This window comes from Sphingobacterium corticis, from assembly GCF_042684745.1.
In the GTDB taxonomy this organism is placed as follows: domain Bacteria; phylum Bacteroidota; class Bacteroidia; order Sphingobacteriales; family Sphingobacteriaceae; genus Sphingobacterium; species Sphingobacterium corticis.
The window spans coordinates 41,654-65,001 of the sequence record NZ_JBHUMA010000009.1; the positions used below are offsets into that span (position 1 = coordinate 41,654).

21 protein-coding genes are annotated in these 23,348 nt (G+C 42.2%); 11 read left to right on the forward strand and 10 right to left on the reverse strand.

Annotated features, from left to right (window positions below; translation table 11 throughout):
• Window positions 1-16: 16 nt before the first annotated feature.
• Entirely contained in the window at window positions 17-1,888 is a 1,872-nt protein-coding gene (locus tag ACFSQ3_RS14870) for a M56 family metallopeptidase (protein WP_380870365.1), read from the reverse strand.
• A gap of 1 nt (window position 1,889) precedes the next feature.
• Entirely contained in the window at window positions 1,890-2,258 is a 369-nt protein-coding gene (locus ACFSQ3_RS14875) for a BlaI/MecI/CopY family transcriptional regulator (protein ID WP_380870366.1), read from the reverse strand.
• A gap of 217 nt (window positions 2,259-2,475) precedes the next feature.
• Here ACFSQ3_RS14875 and ACFSQ3_RS14880 point away from each other — a divergent pair, with 217 nt between their 5' ends.
• The 3 genes from ACFSQ3_RS14880 to ACFSQ3_RS14890 are packed head-to-tail and all read left to right on the forward strand — an operon-like array spanning window position 2,476 to window position 6,138.
• Window positions 2,476-3,765 carry a citrate synthase gene (locus ACFSQ3_RS14880; protein ID WP_380870367.1) on the forward strand — a complete coding sequence of 430 codons (1,290 nt, stop codon included), beginning with the start codon at window positions 2,476-2,478 and terminating at the stop codon, window positions 3,763-3,765.
• Between the two features lie 60 nt (window positions 3,766-3,825).
• Complete coding sequence (locus ACFSQ3_RS14885) at window positions 3,826-4,485, forward strand: outer membrane beta-barrel protein (protein WP_380870368.1); 660 nt, start codon at window positions 3,826-3,828, stop codon at window positions 4,483-4,485.
• Window positions 4,486-4,494: 9 nt separating this feature from the next.
• Window positions 4,495-6,138 (forward strand): NAD+ synthase, encoded by a 1,644-nt coding sequence (locus ACFSQ3_RS14890; protein WP_380870369.1) that lies wholly within the window; start codon window positions 4,495-4,497, stop codon window positions 6,136-6,138.
• Window positions 6,139-6,143: 5 nt separating this feature from the next.
• On the opposite strand, the gene ACFSQ3_RS14895 is transcribed toward ACFSQ3_RS14890, so the two are convergent.
• A complete protein-coding gene (locus ACFSQ3_RS14895; RefSeq protein WP_380870370.1) occupies window positions 6,144-7,175 on the reverse strand; it encodes a GntR family transcriptional regulator in 1,032 nt (343 codons plus the stop codon).
• Between the two features lie 238 nt (window positions 7,176-7,413).
• Between ACFSQ3_RS14895 and gndA the strand changes: the two genes are divergently transcribed.
• The 3 genes from gndA to pgl are packed head-to-tail and all read left to right on the forward strand — an operon-like array spanning window position 7,414 to window position 11,098.
• On the forward strand, window positions 7,414-8,817 hold the full coding sequence (gene gndA / locus ACFSQ3_RS14900) for an NADP-dependent phosphogluconate dehydrogenase (RefSeq protein ID WP_380870371.1): 1,404 nt from the start codon (window positions 7,414-7,416) through the stop codon (window positions 8,815-8,817).
• Between the two features lie 24 nt (window positions 8,818-8,841).
• A complete protein-coding gene (zwf, locus tag ACFSQ3_RS14905; RefSeq protein ID WP_380870372.1) occupies window positions 8,842-10,365 on the forward strand; it encodes a glucose-6-phosphate dehydrogenase in 1,524 nt (507 codons plus the stop codon).
• 1 nt (window position 10,366) lies between these two features.
• A complete protein-coding gene (gene pgl / locus ACFSQ3_RS14910; RefSeq protein ID WP_380870373.1) occupies window positions 10,367-11,098 on the forward strand; it encodes a 6-phosphogluconolactonase in 732 nt (243 codons plus the stop codon).
• A gap of 312 nt (window positions 11,099-11,410) precedes the next feature.
• Here the strand turns inward: pgl and ACFSQ3_RS14915 are convergent, their stop codons facing one another.
• The 4 genes from ACFSQ3_RS14915 to rhaT form a co-directional block, all read right to left on the reverse strand.
• The gene (locus ACFSQ3_RS14915; RefSeq protein ID WP_380870374.1) at window positions 11,411-12,766 is read right to left on the reverse strand and encodes an FGGY-family carbohydrate kinase; all 1,356 of its coding nucleotides are present in this window, start codon (window positions 12,764-12,766) and stop codon (window positions 11,411-11,413) included.
• 6 nt (window positions 12,767-12,772) lie between these two features.
• Complete coding sequence (locus ACFSQ3_RS14920; protein WP_380870375.1) at window positions 12,773-14,047, reverse strand: sugar isomerase; 1,275 nt, start codon at window positions 14,045-14,047, stop codon at window positions 12,773-12,775.
• Window positions 14,048-14,193: 146 nt separating this feature from the next.
• On the reverse strand, window positions 14,194-16,308 hold the full coding sequence (locus ACFSQ3_RS14925; RefSeq protein WP_380870376.1) for a bifunctional aldolase/short-chain dehydrogenase: 2,115 nt from the start codon (window positions 16,306-16,308) through the stop codon (window positions 14,194-14,196).
• Between the two features lie 12 nt (window positions 16,309-16,320).
• A complete protein-coding gene (gene rhaT / locus ACFSQ3_RS14930) occupies window positions 16,321-17,394 on the reverse strand; it encodes an L-rhamnose/proton symporter RhaT (RefSeq protein ID WP_380870377.1) in 1,074 nt (357 codons plus the stop codon).
• Between the two features lie 174 nt (window positions 17,395-17,568).
• Between rhaT and ACFSQ3_RS14935 the strand changes: the two genes are divergently transcribed.
• The 3 genes from ACFSQ3_RS14935 to ACFSQ3_RS14945 all read left to right on the forward strand — a co-directional run bounded on the left by ACFSQ3_RS14935 (window position 17,569) and on the right by ACFSQ3_RS14945 (window position 19,521).
• Window positions 17,569-18,150 (forward strand): DUF4136 domain-containing protein, encoded by a 582-nt coding sequence (locus ACFSQ3_RS14935; RefSeq protein ID WP_380870378.1) that lies wholly within the window; start codon window positions 17,569-17,571, stop codon window positions 18,148-18,150.
• Between the two features lie 137 nt (window positions 18,151-18,287).
• Window positions 18,288-18,953, forward strand: a complete 666-nt coding sequence (locus ACFSQ3_RS14940) for a DNA alkylation repair protein (RefSeq protein ID WP_380870379.1) — start codon at window positions 18,288-18,290, stop codon at window positions 18,951-18,953.
• Between the two features lie 10 nt (window positions 18,954-18,963).
• Entirely contained in the window at window positions 18,964-19,521 is a 558-nt protein-coding gene (locus tag ACFSQ3_RS14945; RefSeq protein WP_380870380.1) for a DUF4256 domain-containing protein, read from the forward strand.
• A gap of 77 nt (window positions 19,522-19,598) precedes the next feature.
• On the opposite strand, the gene ACFSQ3_RS14950 is transcribed toward ACFSQ3_RS14945, so the two are convergent.
• From ACFSQ3_RS14950 to ACFSQ3_RS14960, 3 genes are read right to left on the reverse strand one after another with little or no spacing between them, the layout of a single operon-like run.
• Window positions 19,599-20,228: a 3-oxoacid CoA-transferase subunit B gene (locus ACFSQ3_RS14950; RefSeq protein ID WP_380870381.1), complete on the reverse strand. Its 630-nt coding sequence runs from the start codon at window positions 20,226-20,228 to the stop codon at window positions 19,599-19,601.
• A gap of 4 nt (window positions 20,229-20,232) precedes the next feature.
• Entirely contained in the window at window positions 20,233-21,420 is a 1,188-nt protein-coding gene (locus ACFSQ3_RS14955) for an acetyl-CoA C-acyltransferase (RefSeq protein ID WP_380870382.1), read from the reverse strand.
• A 6-nt stretch (window positions 21,421-21,426) separates the two neighbouring features.
• Entirely contained in the window at window positions 21,427-22,143 is a 717-nt protein-coding gene (locus tag ACFSQ3_RS14960) for a CoA transferase subunit A (RefSeq protein WP_380870383.1), read from the reverse strand.
• Between the two features lie 209 nt (window positions 22,144-22,352).
• Between ACFSQ3_RS14960 and ACFSQ3_RS14965 the strand changes: the two genes are divergently transcribed.
• Both ACFSQ3_RS14965 and crcB read left to right on the forward strand, forming a co-directional pair.
• The gene (locus tag ACFSQ3_RS14965; RefSeq protein ID WP_380870384.1) at window positions 22,353-22,877 is read left to right on the forward strand and encodes a hypothetical protein; all 525 of its coding nucleotides are present in this window, start codon (window positions 22,353-22,355) and stop codon (window positions 22,875-22,877) included.
• A gap of 31 nt (window positions 22,878-22,908) precedes the next feature.
• A complete protein-coding gene (crcB, locus tag ACFSQ3_RS14970) occupies window positions 22,909-23,280 on the forward strand; it encodes a fluoride efflux transporter CrcB (RefSeq protein WP_380870385.1) in 372 nt (123 codons plus the stop codon).
• The last annotated feature ends 68 nt before the right edge of the window (window positions 23,281-23,348 follow it).

Genomic DNA, 23,348 nt, shown 5'->3' on the forward strand with positions numbered 1-23,348 from the left:
GTAGCTGAGGCTAGGTTTATTTTTTCGCCTTTGTGGTGATTTCTATCACTCCATGTTTACCTTTTTCGCCGTAAAGCTCTACTGCTTGGTCATCTTTCCATACTTGCATCTTCTCAATATCATTAGGATTAAGTGCCTTGACGTCGGCATGGCTTTTAGCTTCTCCATCGATAACGTACAACGTTTTTGCCGTCCGCTCATCCTCTTTCCTTTGTTCCTCCGGACTAAAATCTTTTGTGATTTTCATCACGCTATTTCCGAAAACTTCATCGACTGTTTTTCCTTGCTTTTTTGCTTCCGCAGCTTTAGATTTAAAGATTATAACGCCATGCTCGCCCGCTTTGCCATACTTCTCGGTTGCCGCTTTATTCTTAATAACATGCATGCTCGCAAAAGTATTGGGATCTATTTTTTTATATTCTTCTTTGCTGATCTCCTTTCCGTCTACAATGTATAAGGGATCGGGAGTCTGTTGAGTCTGCTGTGTTATTCCACGAATAACAATCTTAGAAGCTCCATTTTTAGCTGGATTTTCTACCATATCAACTTGACCATTGCCTTTCTTCGTCGTGATCAAGACAACACCATCCTTACCCTTTTCTCCATAAAGTGCGGTTCCACTTTGATCTTTCAAGATATCAATGCGCTCAATTTGATTTGCATCCATTTTTTTGACACTTACATCTTCACTTTGCACGATTCCATCTACTACAATTAAAGGGTTTGCTTCTTGCCCTGTCCCGTCAACATAAAACTGTGCACTTGAGCGATCGCCTTTAACACCTTGAATAGTGATACTTTTCACTTTACTTTTCAAATCATTTTCTGTTGTATCTCTCGATTCCCCTGCCGAAAAAGTCATCGCCTCGTTTTCGCTTTGAGCAGAAAATACTATTTCCCCCGTATCACCTTTTACATCTTCCAAAATGATTTCAGTGGTGTCCGATTTCGCTGGATTTAAATTCACTGAAACCTCATTAATAGAAATTGGTTGTTTTCCTTTTTCAACCACTTCTTGGATGTTTGCTTCGACCTGATTTATGGTAAAAGCTCCGGACGCTAGCACCACCACCGGGATAAGCACCGCGTATTTGCTCAACTCCAGTCGGGAGGAGCGCTTTTTGTTCATCATCATAATACGTTGTTTTAATAATTTAAAATTGAACTTATTGGTAATCGGGCTAGCTAAACCCGCTCTGTTAACATGCAATAGACTGTATTGATACGTTTGGCGATCGATGCCTAAGTTTAGTACTTGCTGATCTGTCAAGTATTCTAAATTTTGGTGAACCGCTTTTCGCAAGAGATACATCAGCGGATTATACCAGCAAAGAATTCGAAGTGCTTCCACCGCCAAAACATCCACGGAATGCAAACCTTTGGTATGCACCAATTCATGCTCGAAAATAGGCGCTAACTCGGGCTCTTCATGCTGCGCGCGATGCAAGTAAATGTGTTTCAGAAAGGAAAATGGAACGATAGGAAATCGTACATTTCGATAAGGAAAAGAGAACCATGTAGCTGCCTTTGATTGTCGGTGAATACGCCAAACACTTAAGCATTGGACGACCAACCGAATTAAAAACACCAGTCCGCCGACGGCGAAAAACGTTAGCAATAGGTTATTGATATTTAGCAGCGATTCGTTCGTTGGTTCAGGAACATAAAACGGCAAATATTCAATCAGTTCGCCGACAGGTTCTACGTGCTTTACGAACCAACTTTTCACGTCTAGAAAAGGATAAACCAAACTGAAAGCTATTCCGATCAAGAAATATGTACGATTTAACGTGTAAAACGTCAACTTTTTCAGCAGCAGCGTATACCCTAGATAAACAATGCTCAACAACAAATTGACTTGGACAATATAGATCAGTAAAGCTTCCATGTTACGATGATTTATTGTTTTTGATCATATCCAAAATATCTTCCAATTCCTGTGGCGACAAACGCTCTTCTTTCACAAAAAATGACACCATTTCCTTATAGGAGTTTTTAAAATATTCGCCCACGAAACCATTCATGAATTTACCTTTGTATTCTTGTGCAGAAATAATCGGCTCGTAGCGCTTCGCGTTTCCGTGTTTTACCGCTTTCACATATCCCTTACGTTCTAAATTCCGAACAGTCGAAGCTAAAGTTGTGTACGGCATCTCCTCTTCCGACGTCAGATTTTCCAATATATCGCGGATCAATCCGCCTTCGGATTTCCAAATAGCACGCATGGCTTCTTCTTCTTGTATCGTTAGCTTTTCCATATCATTATCAATTGATTAAACAATGTTACGAAAATTTCGTAGAAAAGAAAATCTTTTTAACATCTTTTTACGGAAAAATCGTAGATGTATGCATTTCGGCATTTCTTACGATTAACCAACATGGTCAGAAATGACGATTTCATGGTAATTTAATGGTTATACAGCGTTCAACTGTTTCCTATTTTTTATACATTTGTAGAAATCTAGTCAGAAAATTATGTCAGATAATAAAGCTTCAATAAACTTAAACGGGCAATCCTATGAGCTTCCTGTGATTGTAGGAACCGAGAATGAGAAAGCAATAGATATCTCCAAACTGAGAGATCAATCCGAATTCATCACCTTAGACCCTGGCTTTAAAAACACAGGCGCTACGAAAAGTGCAATCACTTATTTAGATGGAGAAAACGGTATTTTACATTATCGAGGTTATCCGATCGAGCAATTGGCAGAAAAATGCCTTTTCTTAGAAGTAGCATACCTTTTGATATATGGCGAATTGCCAACTAAACAAGAGTTAGAAGATTTCCGCGCGGAAATTAAAGAGCAAACGTTGATCCACGAAGACATGAAAAATTTCTTCGCTGGTTTTCCTTCGAAATCGCATCCAATGGGACAGTTGTCTTGTTTGGTAGGTGCTTTATCCGCTTTTTATCCGGAATCTTTGAATCCAAACGCGACAAAAGAAGAAGACAATAAAACAATGATCAACTTGTTGGCTAAAATGCCGACGATTGTTTCATGGATTCATAAAAAATCAATTGGTCACCCAATTGTTTATCCGAAGAAAGACTTGAATTACGTAGAAAACTTCATGAATATGTTGTTTGCTGACGTAACAGCGGAAAGTACTTTCGATCCGGTTATCATCAGCGCCATGCAAAAATTATTGATTTTGCATGCGGATCACGAGCAAAACTGTTCGACATCGACTGTTCGTATTGTTGGCTCTTCTAACGCGAACTTATATGCTTCTATCGCATCAGGAATCAATGCACTTTGGGGACCATTGCACGGCGGTGCTAACCAAGCGGTGATTGAAATGTTAGAAGCGATCAAAGAAGATGGTGGCGATGCGGATAAATATCTGGCGAAAGCAAAAGATAAAAATGATCCATTCCGTTTGATGGGATTTGGACACCGTGTTTACAAGAACTTCGATCCAAGAGCGAAAATCATTAAAAAAGCTTGTGACGACATTTTAGAACGTTTAGGTATTAATGATCCAGTTTTGGACATTGCAAAACGTTTGGAAGAAGCGGCATTAAACGATCAATATTTTATCGACCGCAAATTATATCCAAATGTGGATTTCTACTCCGGTATTATTTACCGTGCGTTGAACTTCAAACCGGAAATGTTTACCGTATTATTTGCATTGGGTCGTCTTCCGGGATGGATTGCGCAATGGAAAGAAATGCGTGAAAACAAAGAACCAATTGGCCGCCCGAGACAAGTGTACACCGGGGAGACCAAAAGAGACGTTGTCGAATTAGAAAAACGATAAAACGATATCAAAAGAAAAGCACCTATCGAGGTGCTTTTCTTTTAAACCTACTATAAAACCATGTTTAACTATCCTTATTTCCGTAAGAACATTCTGGTGATCGTGAGCACGATCGTTTTTATTTGCACATTCCACAGCGCGAGCGCGCAATATGGCTATCCGCAGGATCGCAATATGCGTTTAGGATTAGTATTCAATCCGAACATCAGTTGGATGAACTTTGAAGGCGCACGCACTGCCAACGCTGGAGTTCGTTTTGGTTACGGATTGATGGCAGATTTCGGCTTTGCTAGAAACTATTACTTCTCCACGGGTTTAATCATCAACGATCTAAAAACAGAGACAAACGCAATCAGTGGCGAAGCTGCAAGCATCGGACAAGAAATCCGTTTGAAATACGCGGAAGTTCCTCTTGCGATCAAATTAAAAACGGAAGAAAAGAATTTTGGCCGGATTTACGGTCAGTTTGGTGTTACTGCCGGACTACGCGTGTCGGCCAAACAACGTTTAGTTGATTCCGATCAAGCTTTCGAATCCCTATCCGGCGCAGATTTAATTCGTTTAGGATTGCAAATTGGCACAGGAGTGGAATGGAATTTGGGAGGTAATCTCGGACTGTTGACCGGACTTTCGTACAATAATGGCTTTACGCGTGCTATTCGCACCCAAGGAGATCCGAAATTATCCTACGTAGCTTTGCAGTTCGGTCTGTTATTTTAATTTTAGCTCATGAAAATCGCTCTAGCGCAACTCAACTATCATATTGGCAACTTCGAAAAAGATACCGTACGTATTATCGAAACGATTCATCAAGCAAAAAAAGCAGGAAACGACTTAATCATTTTCGCAGAATTAGCGATTGGTGGTTATCCAGCAAAAGATTTGTTACGCAATCAAACGTACTTAAACAACGTCGAAAAAGCGCTTCACGAAATTGCGGAAGCATGTTGTGATATTAGTTGTATTATAGGCGCTCCAATTCGCAATCAGCATGCAGAAGGGAAGCGATTATTCAACGCGGCCGTAGTAATTGCGGATAAAGAAATCAAACATCTTGTCAAGAAAAGTTACTTGCCGGATTATGACGTGTTCGATGAATACCGTTATTTCGAACCAAATCGGGAAACCAGTTGCGTGACAATTGGCGACACAAAAATTGCGCTAACTATTTGCGAAGATTTGTGGGATGATGGAGTTGACAACACATACATGGGCGACATTCTGCAAGAGTTGGCAATTGAAAAACCGGATTTGATTGTTAATATCGCAGCGTCGCCGTTCTCGTACACACACCACCAAACGCGCTTAAACATTATGCGACGCGCAGTATTGAAAGGAAATGCTCCGTTGATTTATGTAAATCAAGTCGGCGCACATACTGATTTGATTTTTGACGGGCGATCATTTGTTTTAGATAGCAATGGGGATGTAGTCACCGTTTTGAAAGATTTTGCCGAACACGTATCATCGGTAAGTTTTGAGAAAGGCACATTCGCCCTTCAGGATGAAAAAGAAACCTATCAACCCAACACAGAAATTGGACAAATTCACGATGCGTTGGTTTTCGGCTTGAAAGAATATTTTGAAAAATCGGGATTTAAAAAGGCGGTTTTAGGACTATCCGGCGGATTGGATTCTGCGGTTGTTGCGGCGTTGGCTTGTGAGGCTTTGGGCGCCGACAACGTTTTGGCGATCCTTCTTCCTTCTCGATATTCATCGGATCATTCATTGAAAGATGCGTTGGATTTGGTTGCGAAAACAGGTTGCAATCACGAGATTATCCCGATCAATCATATGGTGGAAGCATACGAGGAAAGTTTGTCAGGTTTGTTTAGCGGAATGGAGCCCGGACTTGCAGAGGAGAATATTCAGGCAAGAGTTCGCGCTACGGTTTTGATGGCAGCGTCCAATAAATTTGGTCATATTCTATTGAATACATCCAATAAAAGCGAAGCTGCCGTTGGTTACGGCACATTGTACGGCGATATGGCTGGTGCAATTAGTGTTATCGGCGATGTGTACAAAACGCAAGCTTATCAACTCGCAGAATACATTAATCGAAAGCATGAAATCATCCCAAGAAATACCATCGTAAAACCTCCATCCGCGGAACTCCGCCCGGATCAAAAAGATTCAGACTCCTTACCTGCTTACGAACTTTTGGATAGCATTCTATATCATTTGGTGGAGCAAGAAAAATCAGAGGAAGAGATTATACAGCTTGGCTTTGAGGAAGCAATGGTAAAGCGCGTGACAAAATTATTGTACGGCGCGGAATTCAAACGTTTTCAAGCGCCACCAATTTTACGTGTAAGTCCGAAAGCGTTCGGCGCAGGAAGAGTTATACCATTGGTAGCCAAATATCCAAATTAATTCGGCTATATAGATTTGCGCAACTTCAAGTAGAATGGCACCTCAATGTGCTTCTTTTCACCACTTTTAATAATTTGTGCTGCATATTGCCCCATCAAATTAAAATCGGTGGAAATAGTTGTAATGCCATCTAAAATAAACTTCTTCAATGGTGTCTCATTATAGGACACCACACCAATGTCTTGACCAACGGTCAATCCTTCCGAGATCACACGATCCAGTAGCGTGACCAGATCTGCCTCTGCGATATTGATGAAGCACTCCCCTTTCACGATCGGTTCTTCGTGCAAATCTTCCACCAAAAAATGATCAAAAGCATACTGCTGGCAAAATTTATAAAATCCTTTGATAATGACTTTCGGATAATCGCTATGATCTGGAAAAATCAATTTTAACGTGCGGTATTTACTGAGCGTATCCAACGCTTTCTCCAAAGCATCGTAAATATCCTTCTCGTAATTTTCGAATACGGCCGAGAAATTACCCGTCATCCCCTCCACAAATCGCCCTAATAACATCAATTTTTCAATCGGAATCAATCCAAGCACATCAGGAGCTTGATCCCTGCCCTCTTTGAAATGCGGAAATACGACATAATGATCGTACTGCTTGGTCAGGTTCAACAGAAGTGATCGCAAATGCGTGATATCGCTATTGTAAACGAACAAATCGATGGACGACGATTCACCAATTTCCTCTGCGAATGCATCATATACAATCTTTTTGTGCGCGCTCAACTTGTTGAGGAAGACCGCAATTTTCTGTTTATTTTGCACCTCCGATTTGGCAATGAAATATCCCTTTCCTGGCGTAGATGAAATAATTTCCTGCTTTTTCAATAGCTTGTATCCTTTTTCAACAGTATCTCTCGAAATATCCAATCGAATGCTCAATTCATTAATAGATGGCAATATATCGCCAACTTTCAGCACCTGATTTTTCACGCCATCGATTACCGCATCTGCCAATTGAATGTATTTGGGCGTAGCGGAAAAGTCACTGATCTGAATGGATTTAATAAGCTTGGAAGTATTCATCTAAACAAAACTGGGTATCTTATAATTGTTGCCCTAATGTAGCAAAAATGTTCGAAAATCATCGCTTTTCAGCGTGCTAATAGGAGTTAGTAAGTATAGCGTCATTTCAACATTATGCCTAGTTGATTGTTAGGAAAAATTTTATCTTTGATCCACGTTTGCTTCTGCATGAATATTTTGTGGTTTTTGTGCACAAAATGAGCAACGTAAGTTCCTAATCAAAAACAGAAAATAGCTTATGGAATCGTACGATTTTGGTATAGTAGGCCTCGGCGTAATGGGAAGAAACCTATTGCTGAACATGGCTGATCATAAATTTGCCGTTGCGGGCTTGGATTTAGATACTGAAAAAGCAGCTTCGCTAGAAGCTGAAGCTGGACCAAAACATCAAATTAAAGCAACAACTGACGCAGCAACATTTGTTGCATCAATCCGCAAACCGAGAGCTATTATGCTATTGGTACCTGCCGGAAAACCAGTGGACAGTGCAATCGAAAGTTTGCTCCCGCATTTAGAAGAAGGCGATATCTTAGTGGATGGCGGAAATTCCTATTTCCCAGATACCGAGCGTCGCTACACATGGCTTTCTGAGAAAAATATTCATTTCTTCGGAATGGGTATTTCCGGAGGTGAAAAGGGCGCACGATTCGGACCAAGCATGATGCCTGGTGGTGACGAGGTGGCGTACGAACGCTTGCGTCCAATCTTCGAAGCGATTTCTGCAAAAGTAAACGGCGATCCTTGCGTGGCATATTTAGGAAGCGGATCGGCTGGAAATTACGTAAAAATGGTTCATAACGGAATTGAGTATGGCATCATGCAATTGCTTGCTGAGGTATATGATTTGATGAAACGCGGTGCAGGCATTGCAGATGATAAAATTCAGCAAACCATCGCGTCGTGGAATGATACTGAATTACAATCTTTTTTGGTGGAAATCACTGGAGAGATTTTGAAAAAACAGGATGAAGATGGTACGCCGTTGATTCACCGCATTTCTGATTGGGCAAAATCTAAAGGAACAGGAAAATGGACTTCGCAGAACGCGATGGATTTACAGGTGCCCGTTCCAGTCATCGATGCAGCGGTGAACATGCGCGATATTTCAAAATACAAACCGGAACGTATCGAAGCTGCCAAACAATTAACTTGGGATGGTTCGTCTACCAATACGGACGAAGACGAATTGTTGACGCAATTGAAAGATGCCTTTCACTTTGCGATGTTGATTACGTATGCGCAAGGTTTGGCACAGCTTACCGTTGCTTCTCAAACCTATCAATACGGATTAGATTTAGAAACAGTAACCAAAATTTGGCGTGGGGGATGTATTATTCGCGCAGCAGCTTTGGAGGATTTTCGACAAGCCTACCAACGTAACAAGCAATTGCCAAACATTCTATTGGATGAGCAAATCGGAAACACATTAAATCAACTACAAAGCAACTTCCGTTCGGCGATTACCTATGCCGTAGGCAAAGGAATTCCGGTTGCGGGGCTAATGAATGCTTTAGTATATTTCGATGCATACCGTTCTGCAGAACTACCAACCAACCTCATTCAAGCACAACGCGATTTCTTTGGAGCGCATACTTACGAGCGTATTGATCGGGATGGAGTTTTCCATACGCAGTGGAATTAGTTCGGTACTTTTATTTTTCAATTCATGAAAACAACAAAAAAAGCCAGACCAGCCATCATCATCATATTTGGTGGTACCGGAGATTTGGCCAACCGTAAATTAATACCTGCATTTTATAATCTCTTTTTAGATGATTGGATGCCGGAAAAGTTTGCCATTATCGGACTCGGACGCACACCATTAGATAACAACGCGTATCGCGAACATTTGCGCGATGGTTTAACGGCCTATTCACGAACCGGAGCACCAGAAGCTGCAAAATGGGAAGCTTTTAAGCCGAGTATTACCTATTTCCAATCGAACATCGACAGTCCGGAATCCTATCAGGAACTTGCGAAACAGTTGGACGAATTGGATGCTGCCTGGGGTGAGCGTGCGAATCGTTTATTTTATTTATCGGTAGCTCCGAAATTTATTGAAGCAGCAACCGTAAATATTAATGCGTCAGGATTGGCTAGTATTCCCGAACAAGATCGCATTGTTATCGAGAAACCTTTTGGTTACAATAAAAAAACGGCCGTTGAATTGAATAAATTGCTGACGCAAACGTTTCAGGAGGATCAAATCTATCGGATAGACCATTACTTGGGTAAAGAAACCGTCCAGAATATTTTAGCTTTTCGCTTTGGGAATGCACTTTTCGAACCACTTTGGAACCGTAACTATATCGATAATGTACAGATTACCGTAGCCGAACAAGTAGGTGTAGAAAACCGTGGCGGATACTACGAAGGCGCAGGCGCATTACGCGACATGATTCAGAATCACTTGTTACAAATTCTTTGCATGGTTGCGATGGAATCTCCGGCATCTTTTAAAGCCGAAGAAATTCGGAATCGTAAAGTAGATGTATTGCGCGCTATCCGTCGAATCAAACCTGAAGAGGTTTCTCGCTATGCAGTGCGCGGTCAATATCATGAAGGCTGGCTAAAAGGCGAAAAAGTGGCGGGCTATCGCGAAGAATTAGGTGTCGACCCACAATCGAACACAGAAACATACGCGGCAGTAAAGTTCTATTTAGACAACTGGCGCTGGCAGGGCGTTCCTTTCTACGTACGCACTGGAAAACGTATGCAAGAGAAACATTCTTCGATTACGATACAATTTAAACCCGTTCCGCATTCGACATTCTCCAACGGACAAGTGGATAATCTGATGCCAAATCGTCTGACGATAAATATACAGCCGCAAATGGATATCCGCTTGCGCTTCATGACGAAAAAACCGGGATTGAGTATGAGCTTAAATCCTTCGGAAATGATCTTCGATTATGATAGCTGTTCCACGCAATCTCCGGAAGCTTACGAAACGTTGCTTTTGGATGCGCTAAATGGCGATGCTACATTGTTTATGCGTTCGGATCAGGTGGAAGAAGCTTGGGACGTAATTACGCCAATCCAAGAAGCTTGGGAAAGTCGAGATTCGTTGGATTTTCCAAATTATGCTTCTGGAACTTGGGGACCGGAAGCTGCGGAAGTTTTAGTAGCTCAGCAAGGGCATTTATGGGCGATGAATGCACTACAAAAGTCAACAAAAAAAGAATGTTAGCGTGTTAAAAATATATCAATCACCTTCAGAAATTCATCCGGCGGTAGCCGAACTATTCGTGGAAGCAGCACAAACTGCCATTGCTGAAAAAGGCTCATTTACCGTAGCGCTTACAGGCGGCTCCTCACCAATTGAGCTGCACAAGCTTTTGGCAAGTGCAATTTATGCCGATAAAATCGATTGGAACAAAGTTTTCGTGTTTTGGGGCGATGAGCGCTGGGTACCGTTGGCAGACAATTTAAGCAACGCTAAGATGGCTTTCGAAACCCTGCTAAGTCACGTCCCGCTCCCGAAAGATCAAATCTTTCCTATGTACGATACCGATCGTACGCCGGAAGAATTTGCAGCGATTTACGAACAGAAGTTGTTGGAAATTTTAGGTAAGGATGGCCATTTCGATTTGATTCTATTAGGTATGGGCGACGATGGACATACCGCATCATTATTTCCACATGAAGAGGTGCTGAACGAACAGGAAAAATGGGTTGATGCCTATTATTTAGCTCCGCAAGGTATGCACCGTATTACGTTGACAGCTCCTTTGATCAACAAAGCAAAGCAAATCGTTGTCATTACTTTTGGTGAGAAAAAAGCACCTGCGTTGCACCAAGTGCTGGAAGGCGAGCCGAGCGTACAGCAATATCCTTCGCAACTACTTAAACCTGCGAATGGAAACTTAACATTCTTCGTTGATGAAGCAGCCGCTTCACAATTAGAAAACAAACAAGGCTAATCCGCTGGATTAGCCTTGTTTGTTTATACATATTTATTCCGAACCGAGTATTTCGAGTTAATAACTCCACTTCTAAAAAAAACAAGCGTTGAGATTGCTTCACCGCTCGTTCCTCGGGCTCGCAAAGACGGAAACATCATACCGTTCTAAAACCAATTTCGCTATTGCTCGGAGGTGCGAAAACCGATCTTCCTCCTATTTTATAGCCATTTGTCTAACTGCAACGACGAGCTTTAAAAAGCTAAACAATCTGCTCAGGCTCTGTAATATCGCAATTCTATACTCAGGCTCTGTAATACCTCAATTCTATACTCAGGCTCTGTAATACCTCAATTCTATAATATTGTTCGGAATAGGTTCACTATTCCAATGTTGATGTATCACCAATGCTGCGCCGATCGCTGTCGCTTGCGCCATCGATGCAGCATAAATCTCACATTCTGGGAAAGCTTTTGCCAGCAAGTTCATGAAGATTTGATTACGACTGAATCCGCCATCCACAAAAACGCGCTTGGTGTTTTCAGAAAGCACGAGTTTGGTCGACGCAACCTGTGCGTTTACCAAATGCAATATAAATGCGTGGTAAGCTTCTTCATAACTAGCAAAAGCAGCTAAATCCACTGTTTCGAAATCAGATAATGATTGCGCATTGAATCGTTTATCTTTCGATAAATGCTCAATAATTCGCCAATTAATCTCCAAGCTTTTAAATCTCGCGGTCGTCACTTTAAAATGATCGGCGATACGTTTGGATTGCACTTCGTGTTCATAGCCAGCAAACAAGCGCGAAGCCTTTACGGGTTGTCCAGAATAAGTCAGATAAAACAAACAATCCTCGTCCAACTCGGCTTTCGTCAACGCACTGCTATTAAAAGGATTTAGGGAAATACACCAAGTTCCAGTCGATATCAATACAAATGGCTCGTGGAAATTGAGCAAATAAGGAATTAATGCCGACGAGCTATCGTGCAGACCGACACCGACTTTGAACGTACTTCCCGGAAATGTTGCTGGAAACACATCATCCCCTTGAACGATTGGTGCAAGCTTTTCTTTCAAGCCATTTACGCCTACCCAGTCGTGATATTCTTCTTTTGTAAAATCCCACAGTGCGGTATGACAGCCAATACTGGTCATATCTGAATAGACTTTTCCAGAAACCAAAAAGCTCAGGTATTGTGGCAAATGAACGATATGTTTTACCTTGTCGAATAGTTCGCTTCGCTCCTGCTGCAAACGATAAATTTGCAATCCAGAATTTAAACTTCCCAAAGTTGGTGATGCTGTCGCTAATGCGAAAGCATCTTTCCCGCCGTGCGCTTGATACAATTGATCTTCCAAGGCTTTGGGATAATCCTTCAAATAATTGTACAACGGCGTCAACGGGCGACCACTTTCGTCCAAATAGACGAAACTGGCGCCGTAGGAAGTGAAGTTGATTGCTTTCACATCAAACTCTTCGCGACGAAAAACTTCATGCAAAGAATCGAACACCGACAAACGAACACTTTCCAAGTTCTCGCAAGGATCACCATCCTCATCCGTAGTTTCCAAGAAACGAGCCGACCGCTCAAATACAATCCGATAATGCTCATCGAAAAGGAAAAGCTTTTTGTTGGTCTTTCCAACATCAAATACGGCTACTACCGGTATACGTGCTTTCGCCATAAATTTTTACAATCCTGTCGCTACTGTATTTTCTCCGCGTTCTTCGATCAATCGTTTGCGGATTTCCAAATCATTGAACATCCGCACCGGCTGTAAAGCTGCGCCACTACGCAACCGCGCTTCAGCGACGATTGGGCGTACGTCTGTACGAAATGCATCCTGCAATATTTCCTGCGCACCAACCACGTCATTTTTCGCTTGGGCTTGCTTCAGCGCCGAACGATTTACGAGCAATGCTTGTGCGTATGCAATTTGAATAGCTTCCACCGATTGCAATAAATCTACCAATGGATCTTTCATATTATGCGAAGCATCAATCATCCAACCTAATCCAGTTGCATGATCCCAACCCAAATGATCCAAACCATCAATTAATTCATTAAAAATCAAGAATAACTGATAAGGTTTGATACTTCCAGCCGTCAAATCATCGTCCGAATATTTGCTATCATTAAAATGGAAACCACCCAATTTGCCTTCCATCAGCAATAGCGAAACAATCTGTTCAATATTCGCATTTGGCAGATGATGACCTAAATCCACCAACGTATATGCTTTTGGCCCCAATTTATTGGCCAACAATAACGATTGTCCCCAATCTCCAATGGTCATGGAATAGAAGAAGGGTTCGAATGCTTTGTATTCTACGAACAATTTCCAATCTTCCGGAAGGTGCGCGTATATTTCCTGCAAGGAACTCAACGTATTCTGGAACGCTTCACGGAAATTAAGTTGTCCAGGGAAAGAAGACCCATCGGCTAGCCAAACCGTCAAAGATTTGGATCCTAACTCGATACCGCGGTTGATTACATCAATATTATGTTGCACGGCTTGCTTACGAACAGCCGGATCAACATGATGCAACGAACCGAACTTATAGCTCAATTCTTGAGCGTCCTGATCTTGAAATGTATTGGAATTGACGGCATCGAACGACAAACCTAATGAGCTTGCCAGTTCTTTCACCTTCGTGGCATCATCCACATTGTCCCAAGGAATATGCAAAGAAATTGCGCCGCTGGATTGATTTAAAGCATGTAATAAACCTACATCTTCGATCTTTTGTTCCAACGTTCCCGGCTCACCTTTTCCGGAAAAACGACCAAAACGCGTGCCGCCCGTTCCCAGCGCCCAACTCGGAATAGCAATCTGAAATTGTTGTAAGCGCTCGATAACAGCCTCCACTTCGGGCACTTCCGAACGAATGTATTGAAATGCGCGCTGATGCTTTGCGATGCGCGGCGCGTTATGACTTTCTATATCTTGATTATGTATTTTCATATAAATGACTTGTTTTTTAATGGTGATATGGAATGTTCATGCTTGTTTGTTTTCTACCTAACATGAATATTTCATAGCGTTCAAATTAAAGGAAGGTGCTAAGAATATGGCTACTCCTAACACCTAAACCAACACAAACATAAAACTTATCTTACGAATGCCATGGCAACACCACCATCGACATTTAATACGTTTCCCGTAGATTTATTTAAACCACCGCCAACAAATGCAAAACATGCATTGGCAATATCTTCCGGCAGTATGATCTCATTTAATAGCGTTCTCTTCGCGTAGTATGCTGGAAGCTCTTCTACGCTAACACCGTATGCCTTCGCGCGCCCTTCGGCCCATCCGCCAGCCCAGATATTACTATCAGAAATAACCGCATCCGGATTAACAACATTGACACGTATTCTTGCACTTCCCAATTCTGCTGCGTTTAATCGGCTGAGATGCAATTGCGCTGCTTTTGCACTACCGTAACCTGCATTGTTCGGCCCGCTAACTAATGCGTTTTTACTAACGATATTCACAATATCGCCGCCGATTTCTTGTGCTTTCAATACTTTCGTAGCACCTTGGGTTACCAAGAACTGGCCTTTAACCAATACATTATATAGCAAATCCCAGTCTTTCTGCGTATGATCTTCGATCGTTTTCGAGATGGATAATCCAGCATTGTTTACGATAATATCAATTCCTCCGAAGGCTAGAGCTGCTTCTGCTAAGGCTGTTTCGATCTGTTCTTCGTTGGTGACGTCCAGCTTCGCTGTCGCTACGGCATCTTTACCAAACAACTCAACAAATTCTTCCTTAGCGCTCGCCAAACGTTCCTCGTTCAAATCGTTTAATAGCACAACAGCACCTTCCTGAACGAATTTCTTAGCAATCGCTTTTCCGATTCCGCCCGCACTTCCGGTCACCAAAGCGATCTTTCCAGATAATGCTTTTGGCTTAGGCATGCGCTGTAATTTTGCTTCTTCCAAAAGCCAATATTCAATATTGAAAGCTTCTTGACGCGGCAATGATGTATATTCGCTCACCGCCTCTGCGCCTTTCATCACATTAATTGCATTGATATAAAATTCCGCTGCCACGCGCGCTGTTTGCTTATCTTTTGCGAAAGCAAACATCCCTACGCCCGGATACAGGATAATTACCGGATTACGATCGCGAATGTCCGGACTATTCGGATGTTTGCATGTTTCGTAATATTCGGTGTACATGGCGCGGTAATCGGCAAACCAAGGACTTAATTTAGCTTTCACTTCTTCCAGATCACCCAAATCTTCATTGGCATCCAGTTGCAAAACTAACGGTTGAATTTTGGTGCGTAAGAAATGATCCGGACAGCTCGTTCCTAATGGTGCCAAGCGATCAAGATCCGCTGAGTTGATAAACTCCAGCACCTTTTCGTCGTCGGTAAAATGTCCGATCATGTGACGTTCGCTAGAACAAAAACCGCGCAACACGGGCGCTAATTTTGCAGCTTGCAAACGACGCGCATCCGCATCTAAACTTTCTATTTTTTGTCCGCCGAAAACAGGGCGATCTTTGCCGTAATGTTCGCTTAAATAGCTTGCGCAAGTTTCAATAACGTCCAAAGAATTTACATACGATTCGTATGCTGTATCTCCCCAAGTGAATAAACCATGTGAACCAAGCATGATACCACGGATGCCTGGATTTTGCTCTAGGCATTCACGAAGCTGTAATCCCAAATCAAAACCAGGTTTCTGCCAATCTACCCATCCGATCGTGCCGTTAAATAGCTTTTGTGTAATTTCCTTTCCATCTTTGGCTGCCGCGATAGCAATAGCAGCATCCGGATGAAGATGATCGATATGTTTGAACGGCAAGAAGCCATGCAGCGGTGTATCAATAGAAGGTGCTTTCGAATTTAAATCAAAGATACAGTGATTGAAAAGCTCCACCATCTCGTCTTCATGATCTATACCGCGGTATACATTTTCAAGGTTCCTCAAACGATTCACGTACAAAGCAGCTAAACCGGACTTTTTCAATGTTCCGATATCGCCACCCGAACCTTTAATCCACATTACTTCCACCTCTTCACCTGTTAACGGATCTTTGTCGACCGTTTTGCAAGACGTATTCCCTCCGCCGTAGTTTGTAATTCGAAGATCGGAACCCAATAAGTTCGATCGGTAAAGTAACAAGGCAACTTCATCTCCCTCCAGAGATTTCGCTTTGTCCTCGTCCCATAGATAGTTTACATGTTTATATGATTTCACTTCCATTTTTATAATTTTCTATTCTAATGTTTTCGCAAACCCGACAATACAGATCGATAAAATGATTGTGAGAATGCCTATAATAATCGTGTTGTACGTTGTTTTACCTACACCTTTCCATTCTTTCAGAATAATACCCCAAGCATTAGATATCAGGATAATAAATGCCATATGTAATATCCACGAGCTGGCACCATTCCCCAGTCGGCTTTCTCCCATCCCATAAAAGAAAAATTGTAAATACCAGGTTGTACCAGCCAAAGCGCACAGTAGCAAGTTTTTCAACCGCGGTGCAGAAGTTTTACGGTAATCGGTAATAGTTTTGTTTTTCAGTAATAGAAAAAAGCACCAAATAAAGTTCGTTGTGAAACCTCCCCAAAGAATGATGATATAGCTGACGTTATTTTGGTAGAGAAATTCTCCTTGATTTGGATTCGCGCCCTTCCACACATTGTTTGCGACGTCCGCCATCGGTTTTCCGGCTTCGATACCAAAATTAAAGCAAGCACTTAGAATACCAGATATAATGGCTACGAGTATCCCTGTGGCAAAATTATAACCCGCTTTTGCTTCTGCTGACAGATGAGCCATTCCCTTTTCTTTAAGCATTCCTGCTCTCCCGCAAAGCACAACACCAAGCACACAAACCAGCAAACCTGCGAGAACGCATATTCCAGCGTTATCGGTAAAGAAATAATCGATACCATGTTTACCTTCTACTTTATTGAAAAAGTAATAAACGGCAGGCGTGAGCGCGCCAAAAACCATACTAAGTCCGAGCATGACGCTGCTTCCAAGCGAAACACCTAAAAAGCGGACTCCTAGACCATAAGTTAGTCCACCTATTCCCCAAAGAACGCCGAATAGATACGTAAATCCTAAGGTGCTTGCATCCGTATTTTGAATGATCTTCCAGAAACCAGGAATGGTTATCCATGCTGCTAGCGGTGGAACGATAATCCAGGAAAACAAGCCACCCAATATCCACATTGCCTCCCACGACCAGTCTTTTACCTTTTTGTAAGGCACATAAAAACTGCCAGATGCAAATCCTCCAATAAAATGAAATATTACTCCTGCTAACGCATTCATAGTTTGTTTTAAATCAGTTTAGCTTTATAATTGAAATTCTAAATTAAAATATCTCGTGCATACAACTGTTATGAACTGTCATGTACAGCGTTTGCAAAATAAGCAGATAGCTTTAAACCTTCTGTATTTTCTAACGTCTAAACCCATATAAGATCACGTTTAGCGTATAAAACCATGAAAAAATATGTAATCTATTCGACCATGTTGCTTTGCGTAACGTTGCTTTTTGCAGCATGTCGCACCAACAAATTCAACACTACTAAGGTGATGAATAAGGATTTCACACAATATAAAACGTACGGCTGGTTAGCGCCAATCGATTCCTTATCCAAAGATTATTTCTCCAATGACATTGCGCGCGAGAATATTATGATCGCAGCGAACACGGAGATTGAAAAATTAGGATTGACGTACTCAAAAGAAAACCCGGATATCCTGTTCCGCTATATCGCTATCGTAAATAATAAGAGCCGTATGGTTTGGTCGAACCCTTATTGGGGCGGCGGCTGGGGTTTCGGTCCTTGGGGCATGATGGGAATGGGTTGGGGCATGGGCTGGGGAGGCGGCTGGTCGCAACCAGTTGGCCGAGAAGGTTACCGCTACGCACATATCATCGTTGAAGCAGTAGATCGCAAAGAAGATGCGGTAGTATGGCAGGCTCGTGGATCACGCGAGGTACGCAACCCAGAACGTGCTATAAATAGATTACCAGAAGTCGTTCGAGGTATTTTCAAACAATATCCAGTTCGCAATTAAAAGGAAACAAAAACCAAACAAGATATAGTACCGAGGTAAGCAATTATGCTTACCTTTTTTGTTTACTTTTTTTCCATGCTCTTTTTGTAGATTCGTTGTGTATATATTGATGCAGGAAATTATAAAACCAATAACCTATGCAAGAGATATTAGATCATTTAGCTTCGCTAAGCAACGAAAGCACTTATGCGCACAACACAAAATACGGTGCAACAAATCAATATGGTGTCAAATTGGGTGATATTCGTCAGGTTGCAAAATCCACGAAAAAAGACAAACAGTTGGCGATAAGTTTATGGGAAACGGGGATTGCTGATGCGCAGTTACTGGCGACTTTAATTGTTAATCCCAAACAATTGAGTTTGGATGAAGTGGATGAAATGGTTCGAACGATCAATTTCTCTCAGGTTGCCGATTGGTTTAGTGCTTATTTATTAAAAGATCGAACAGACAAACGCTTATTGTATGATCAATGGATTGAAAGCGACAACAAATGGGCACAACGCGCTGCATGGAATTTACTTTCAGGGTTTATAGCTAGAAATACCGAAAACATCAACTTGGATGTTATTCTAAAAGATATTGAGAAAAACATGAGCTCCGCTGCGCCGGAAATACAATGGACAATGAATACCGCTTTAGCGCAAATCGGAATCCATCACGAAGCTTACCGAGAACAAGCACTTTCTATTGGGGAGAAACTCGGCGTTTATCGCGATTATCCGGTTTCTAAAGGTTGCACCTCCCCTTTCGCGCCCATTTGGATTAATGAAATGGTTTCCAGAAAAAACAATAAAGCTTAACTCCAGCGTTATGAAAAAGTGGACGGACGACCAAAAACAAGACCTATTTACGATATTACAACAACGTTTTGAAAAATTTCCAAAACGACATGAAGGCATTATATGGGAGCAGGTGCAAGAAAAGTTAAACGCTGCATCGGACAAGCAACTTTCCGCCTTACTGGCCATGGAGGAAACGGGCGGCGAACCCGATGTGATCGGAACGGACACCAAAAATGGAGCTATTATTTTTTGCGACTGCGCAGCAGAAACGCCGAAAGATCGTCGAAGTTTGTGTTATGATCAAGCCGCACTAGATGCTAGAAAGCAAAATAAACCGGCAGGCAATGTGGTAGAAACCGCAAAAGCAATGGGCATTGAATTGTTGGATGAAGAACTTTACAAAAAGCTCCAAGAAGTTGGACCGTTTGATCAGAAAACGTCCAGCTGGATAGAAACACCGAAAACCGTGCGCGATCGTGGCGGCGCATTGTTCGGCGATTACCGATTTGGCCGCGTATTTATTTACCACAACGGAGCAGAATCCTATTATGGAGCACGCGGATTCCGAGGTTTAGTCCGCATTTAAAATTAAGAAATGAGAAGTGAGAATATCAATTCTCACGACTAACCACTATCATCTAGATACGCACATCTCAACACTCATCATTCAACCAACTTTCCTTTGGTGCTGACGCAAACCTGATCAAGCGTGACACCATCATGTAGTTCCACGATTTTAAAACCACCGTCCGGAATAACATCAAACACTCCTAATTCAGTAACGATCTTTTTAACACACCGAAGCCCGGTCAACGGCAACGTACAAGCTGGCAACAATTTTGATTCGCCTTGTCGATTGACATGCTGCATCGCAACAATAATATTCTGCGCACTTGCAACTAAATCCATTGCCCCACCCATTCCTTTCACCATTTTCCCTGGAATCTTCCAATTGGCGATATCACCATTTTCAGAAACTTCCATCGCTCCCAAAATCGTCAGATCGACTTTTCGGGATCGAATCATTCCAAAACTCATCGCAGAATCGAAAAATGCCGAACCCGGCAATGTGGTAATGGTCTGCTTTCCCGCATTGATATAATCTGCATCTTCTTCCCCCTCAAAAGGAAACGGCCCCATACCAAGCAGACCATTCTCGCTCTGCAAAACAACATCAATATCATCAGGAATATAATTGGCAACCAAGGTTGGAATACCAATTCCCAAATTTACATAATAGCCATCCTGCACTTCCTTAGCGATGCGTTTCGCAATTCCATATTTATCTAACATAACCTTAGCATTTTTTGATAATCATTGCGCTGGCGCCGCCACCGCCATTACAAATTGCTGCCAAACCATAATTACCACCTTCTTGTTGTAGAACACTCGTCAATGTCACCACGATACGTGCACCACTACAACCTAGCGGATGTCCGAGTGCTACAGCTCCGCCATAAACATTCACTTTCTCGGTATCCAGTCCAAGAATTTGAGCATTTGCCAATGCGACCACCGAAAATGCTTCGTTGAATTCGAAAAAATCGATTTCGCCAATGTTCAATCCAGCCTTTTTTAACACCTTCTCCGTAGCAATACTTGGCGTAGTTGTAAACCATTCCGGATCTTGCTCCGCATCTGCATAAGCAATCACTTCGGCCAAAGGCGTTAAGCCCAGCTCCTTCAGCTTTTCCTCGGAGACAAGCAATACCGCTGCCGCGCCATCACTTAATGTAGACGCGTTTGCTGCTGTAATCGTTCCGTCCTTTTGAAATGATGGATGTAGTTGCGTAATCTTATCTACTTTCACTTGGCGGAATTCTTCATCCTCAGAAATCACCACATCCCCTTTCCTACCGGAAATGGTAATGTTCACCACTTCATTAGCAAACTTGCCGGAATCCCATGCTTTTGCACTTCTTTCGTAAGATGATATGGCATAATTATCTTGATCTTCCCGACTAATATTGTATTTCGAAGCGCAACTTTCCCCACAGTTTCCCATGGCTTGATCCGAATACACATCCGTTAATCCGTCTTTCTGCAAGCCATCGATCAATTGCTGATGGCCATATTTCGCTCCCCAACGTGCCGCATTATCGTAGAATGGCACTTGACTCATGCTTTCCATTCCGCCGGCGACAACGACATCCGCATCGCCAAGCAAAATTTGCTGTACGCCAATGGAGATCGCTTTCATACCGCTCGCGCATACTTTATTAATGGTGGTAGCCGGAATAGAATCCGGCAACCCCGCTTGCTTAGATGCTTGTCGTGCCGGCGCTTGTCCGACGTTTGCAGACAAAACATTTCCCATTAACACTTCGTTCACTTCTCTAGCAGCAATTCCGCTACTTGTGATTACTGCCTCGATCGCTTTACCGCCAAGTTTTGGTGCGGATAAACTGGATAATGTTCCGCCAAACCCACCGATTGGCGTTCTTTTCGCTGCAACTATAAATACCCGTTTGTTGTTGTTTTGCATTGCCTTTTAGTTTTCTTGTTTGCTGTATGTGCGTTGTTCTATTCTTTTCTCGTATCGCTCGCCTTGGAAGATTTGGTGAACGAAAATGCCTGGCGTATGGATATAATTCGGATCCAACTCACCCGGCTCTACCAATTCTTCTACCTCCGCAATCGTGATTTTTCCGCACATCGCCATCGCATGGTTGAAATTGTTAGCTGTTCCGCGATAAACCAAATTCCCCATGCGATCGCCTTTCCAAGCTTTTACAAAAGCGTAGTCGGGCTCAAAAGCATGCTCCATGAGGTAATCTTTTTCTACACCTTGAAAAGTAAAACGACGCACTTCTTTGCTTTCAGCAACCTCGGTTCCCACACCGGCAGGGGTAAAAACGACGGGCATTCCGTAGCCCGCTGCCATTAAACGTGTTGCCAGCGTTCCTTGCGGAACTAATTCCACCTCCAATTCTCCGCTTAACATCTGCCGTTCAAATTCCGCGTTTTCGCCAACGTAAGATGCTATCATCTTTTTCACTTGCCTGCGTTGAAGTAATAAGCCCAAACCAAAGTCATCCACACCGGCATTGTTGCTGATGCAGGTTAGGTTAGTAATGTTACGATCGATCAACGCTTGAATTAAATTTTCTGGAATGCCGCAAAGGCCAAAACCACCCAAGGCGATGGTCATTCCGGACTGCACGTCGCGGATGGCTTCCAGTGCATTAGACACTGTTTTATCTATCATAAAGTTTATAATTTGCTGGTTGAAAACCTTAATAAAGGTACGAATTTGATGGTGGGAAATAAAATACAAATCTTGCGTATGTACAATATTATGCCTAAAATTGAGTCAACATATAAAATATCAACAACGTTTTTCGAATTATGTCTAAAGCATTTTTTTCTACCGCCTTCTTTTTTTGCGTATTATTTTCTTTTAGCCAAAACAGGCCCATGTTACCGTACGCATTAAAAGGAGCCGTTGACTCGCAGTTTTATTTTATTAATACGCTGTCGCGTAGTCAGGATGCCGACACCAAGTTGATCCGTAAAACCAATTTGGAGATCCTTCGGAAGAATACGCTGGACACGATTAATCGTTTGAAGAAAGAAATTGCTGACATCAATCAAGCAAACTCTTCTTCCGTTGCGACGACAAAAAGCTTACGCGATTCAGTATCTACTTTGGAAGGTGATTTACGCGTAGAACGTGATCGTACGGACAGCATTTCTTTTTTAGGAATTGATTTTCAAAAAAGCAGTTACCATACGATGGTTTGGGCATTAATTTTTGTTTTTGCCATTGCCTTTATTGCGAGTTTCTTCGCTTTCAAAAAGTCGAAGATCGACACCGTAGAACATAAGAAAACCGTAGAAGAATTGCAGGAAGAACTGCAAGCATTCAAAAAGAAATCGATGGAAAAAGAGCAACTTTTGAAACGTCAGCTCTTGGACGAACAATTAAAAAGAAATTCTTAAGCATTAGCTTCAAGAAAAAATCGAATCAATTATGTTTCGCACATTGATTCTCATAGGTATCGGCGGAGGTGCAGGCAGCATTCTCCGCTTTTTAACGACTGTAGGTGTCAACAGATACCTGCCTTCGGCTTTTCCTTGGGGAACGTTTGCGGTAAATATTGTCGGATCCTTTTTAGCAGGAATCGTTTTATCCTTTGCTAGCAAAAGCGGCGAACAAGCTGAGCAATGGCGATTTCTATTGATGACGGGATTTTGCGGAGGATATACTACTTTCTCTGCCTTCACGGCTGAAAATTTGACGCTGTTACAATCCGGACAATCGTTCACCGCATTGCTCTATATTCTTAGTAGCGTGTTGAGCAGCCTCCTTGCTATTTGGGCTGCATTCCTATTAATGCGATAACTCAACGAATTTTCTTTTTTAAGTTTTGGTTTTCAACGGATAAAAGCTATTTTTGCAAACCAAAATAC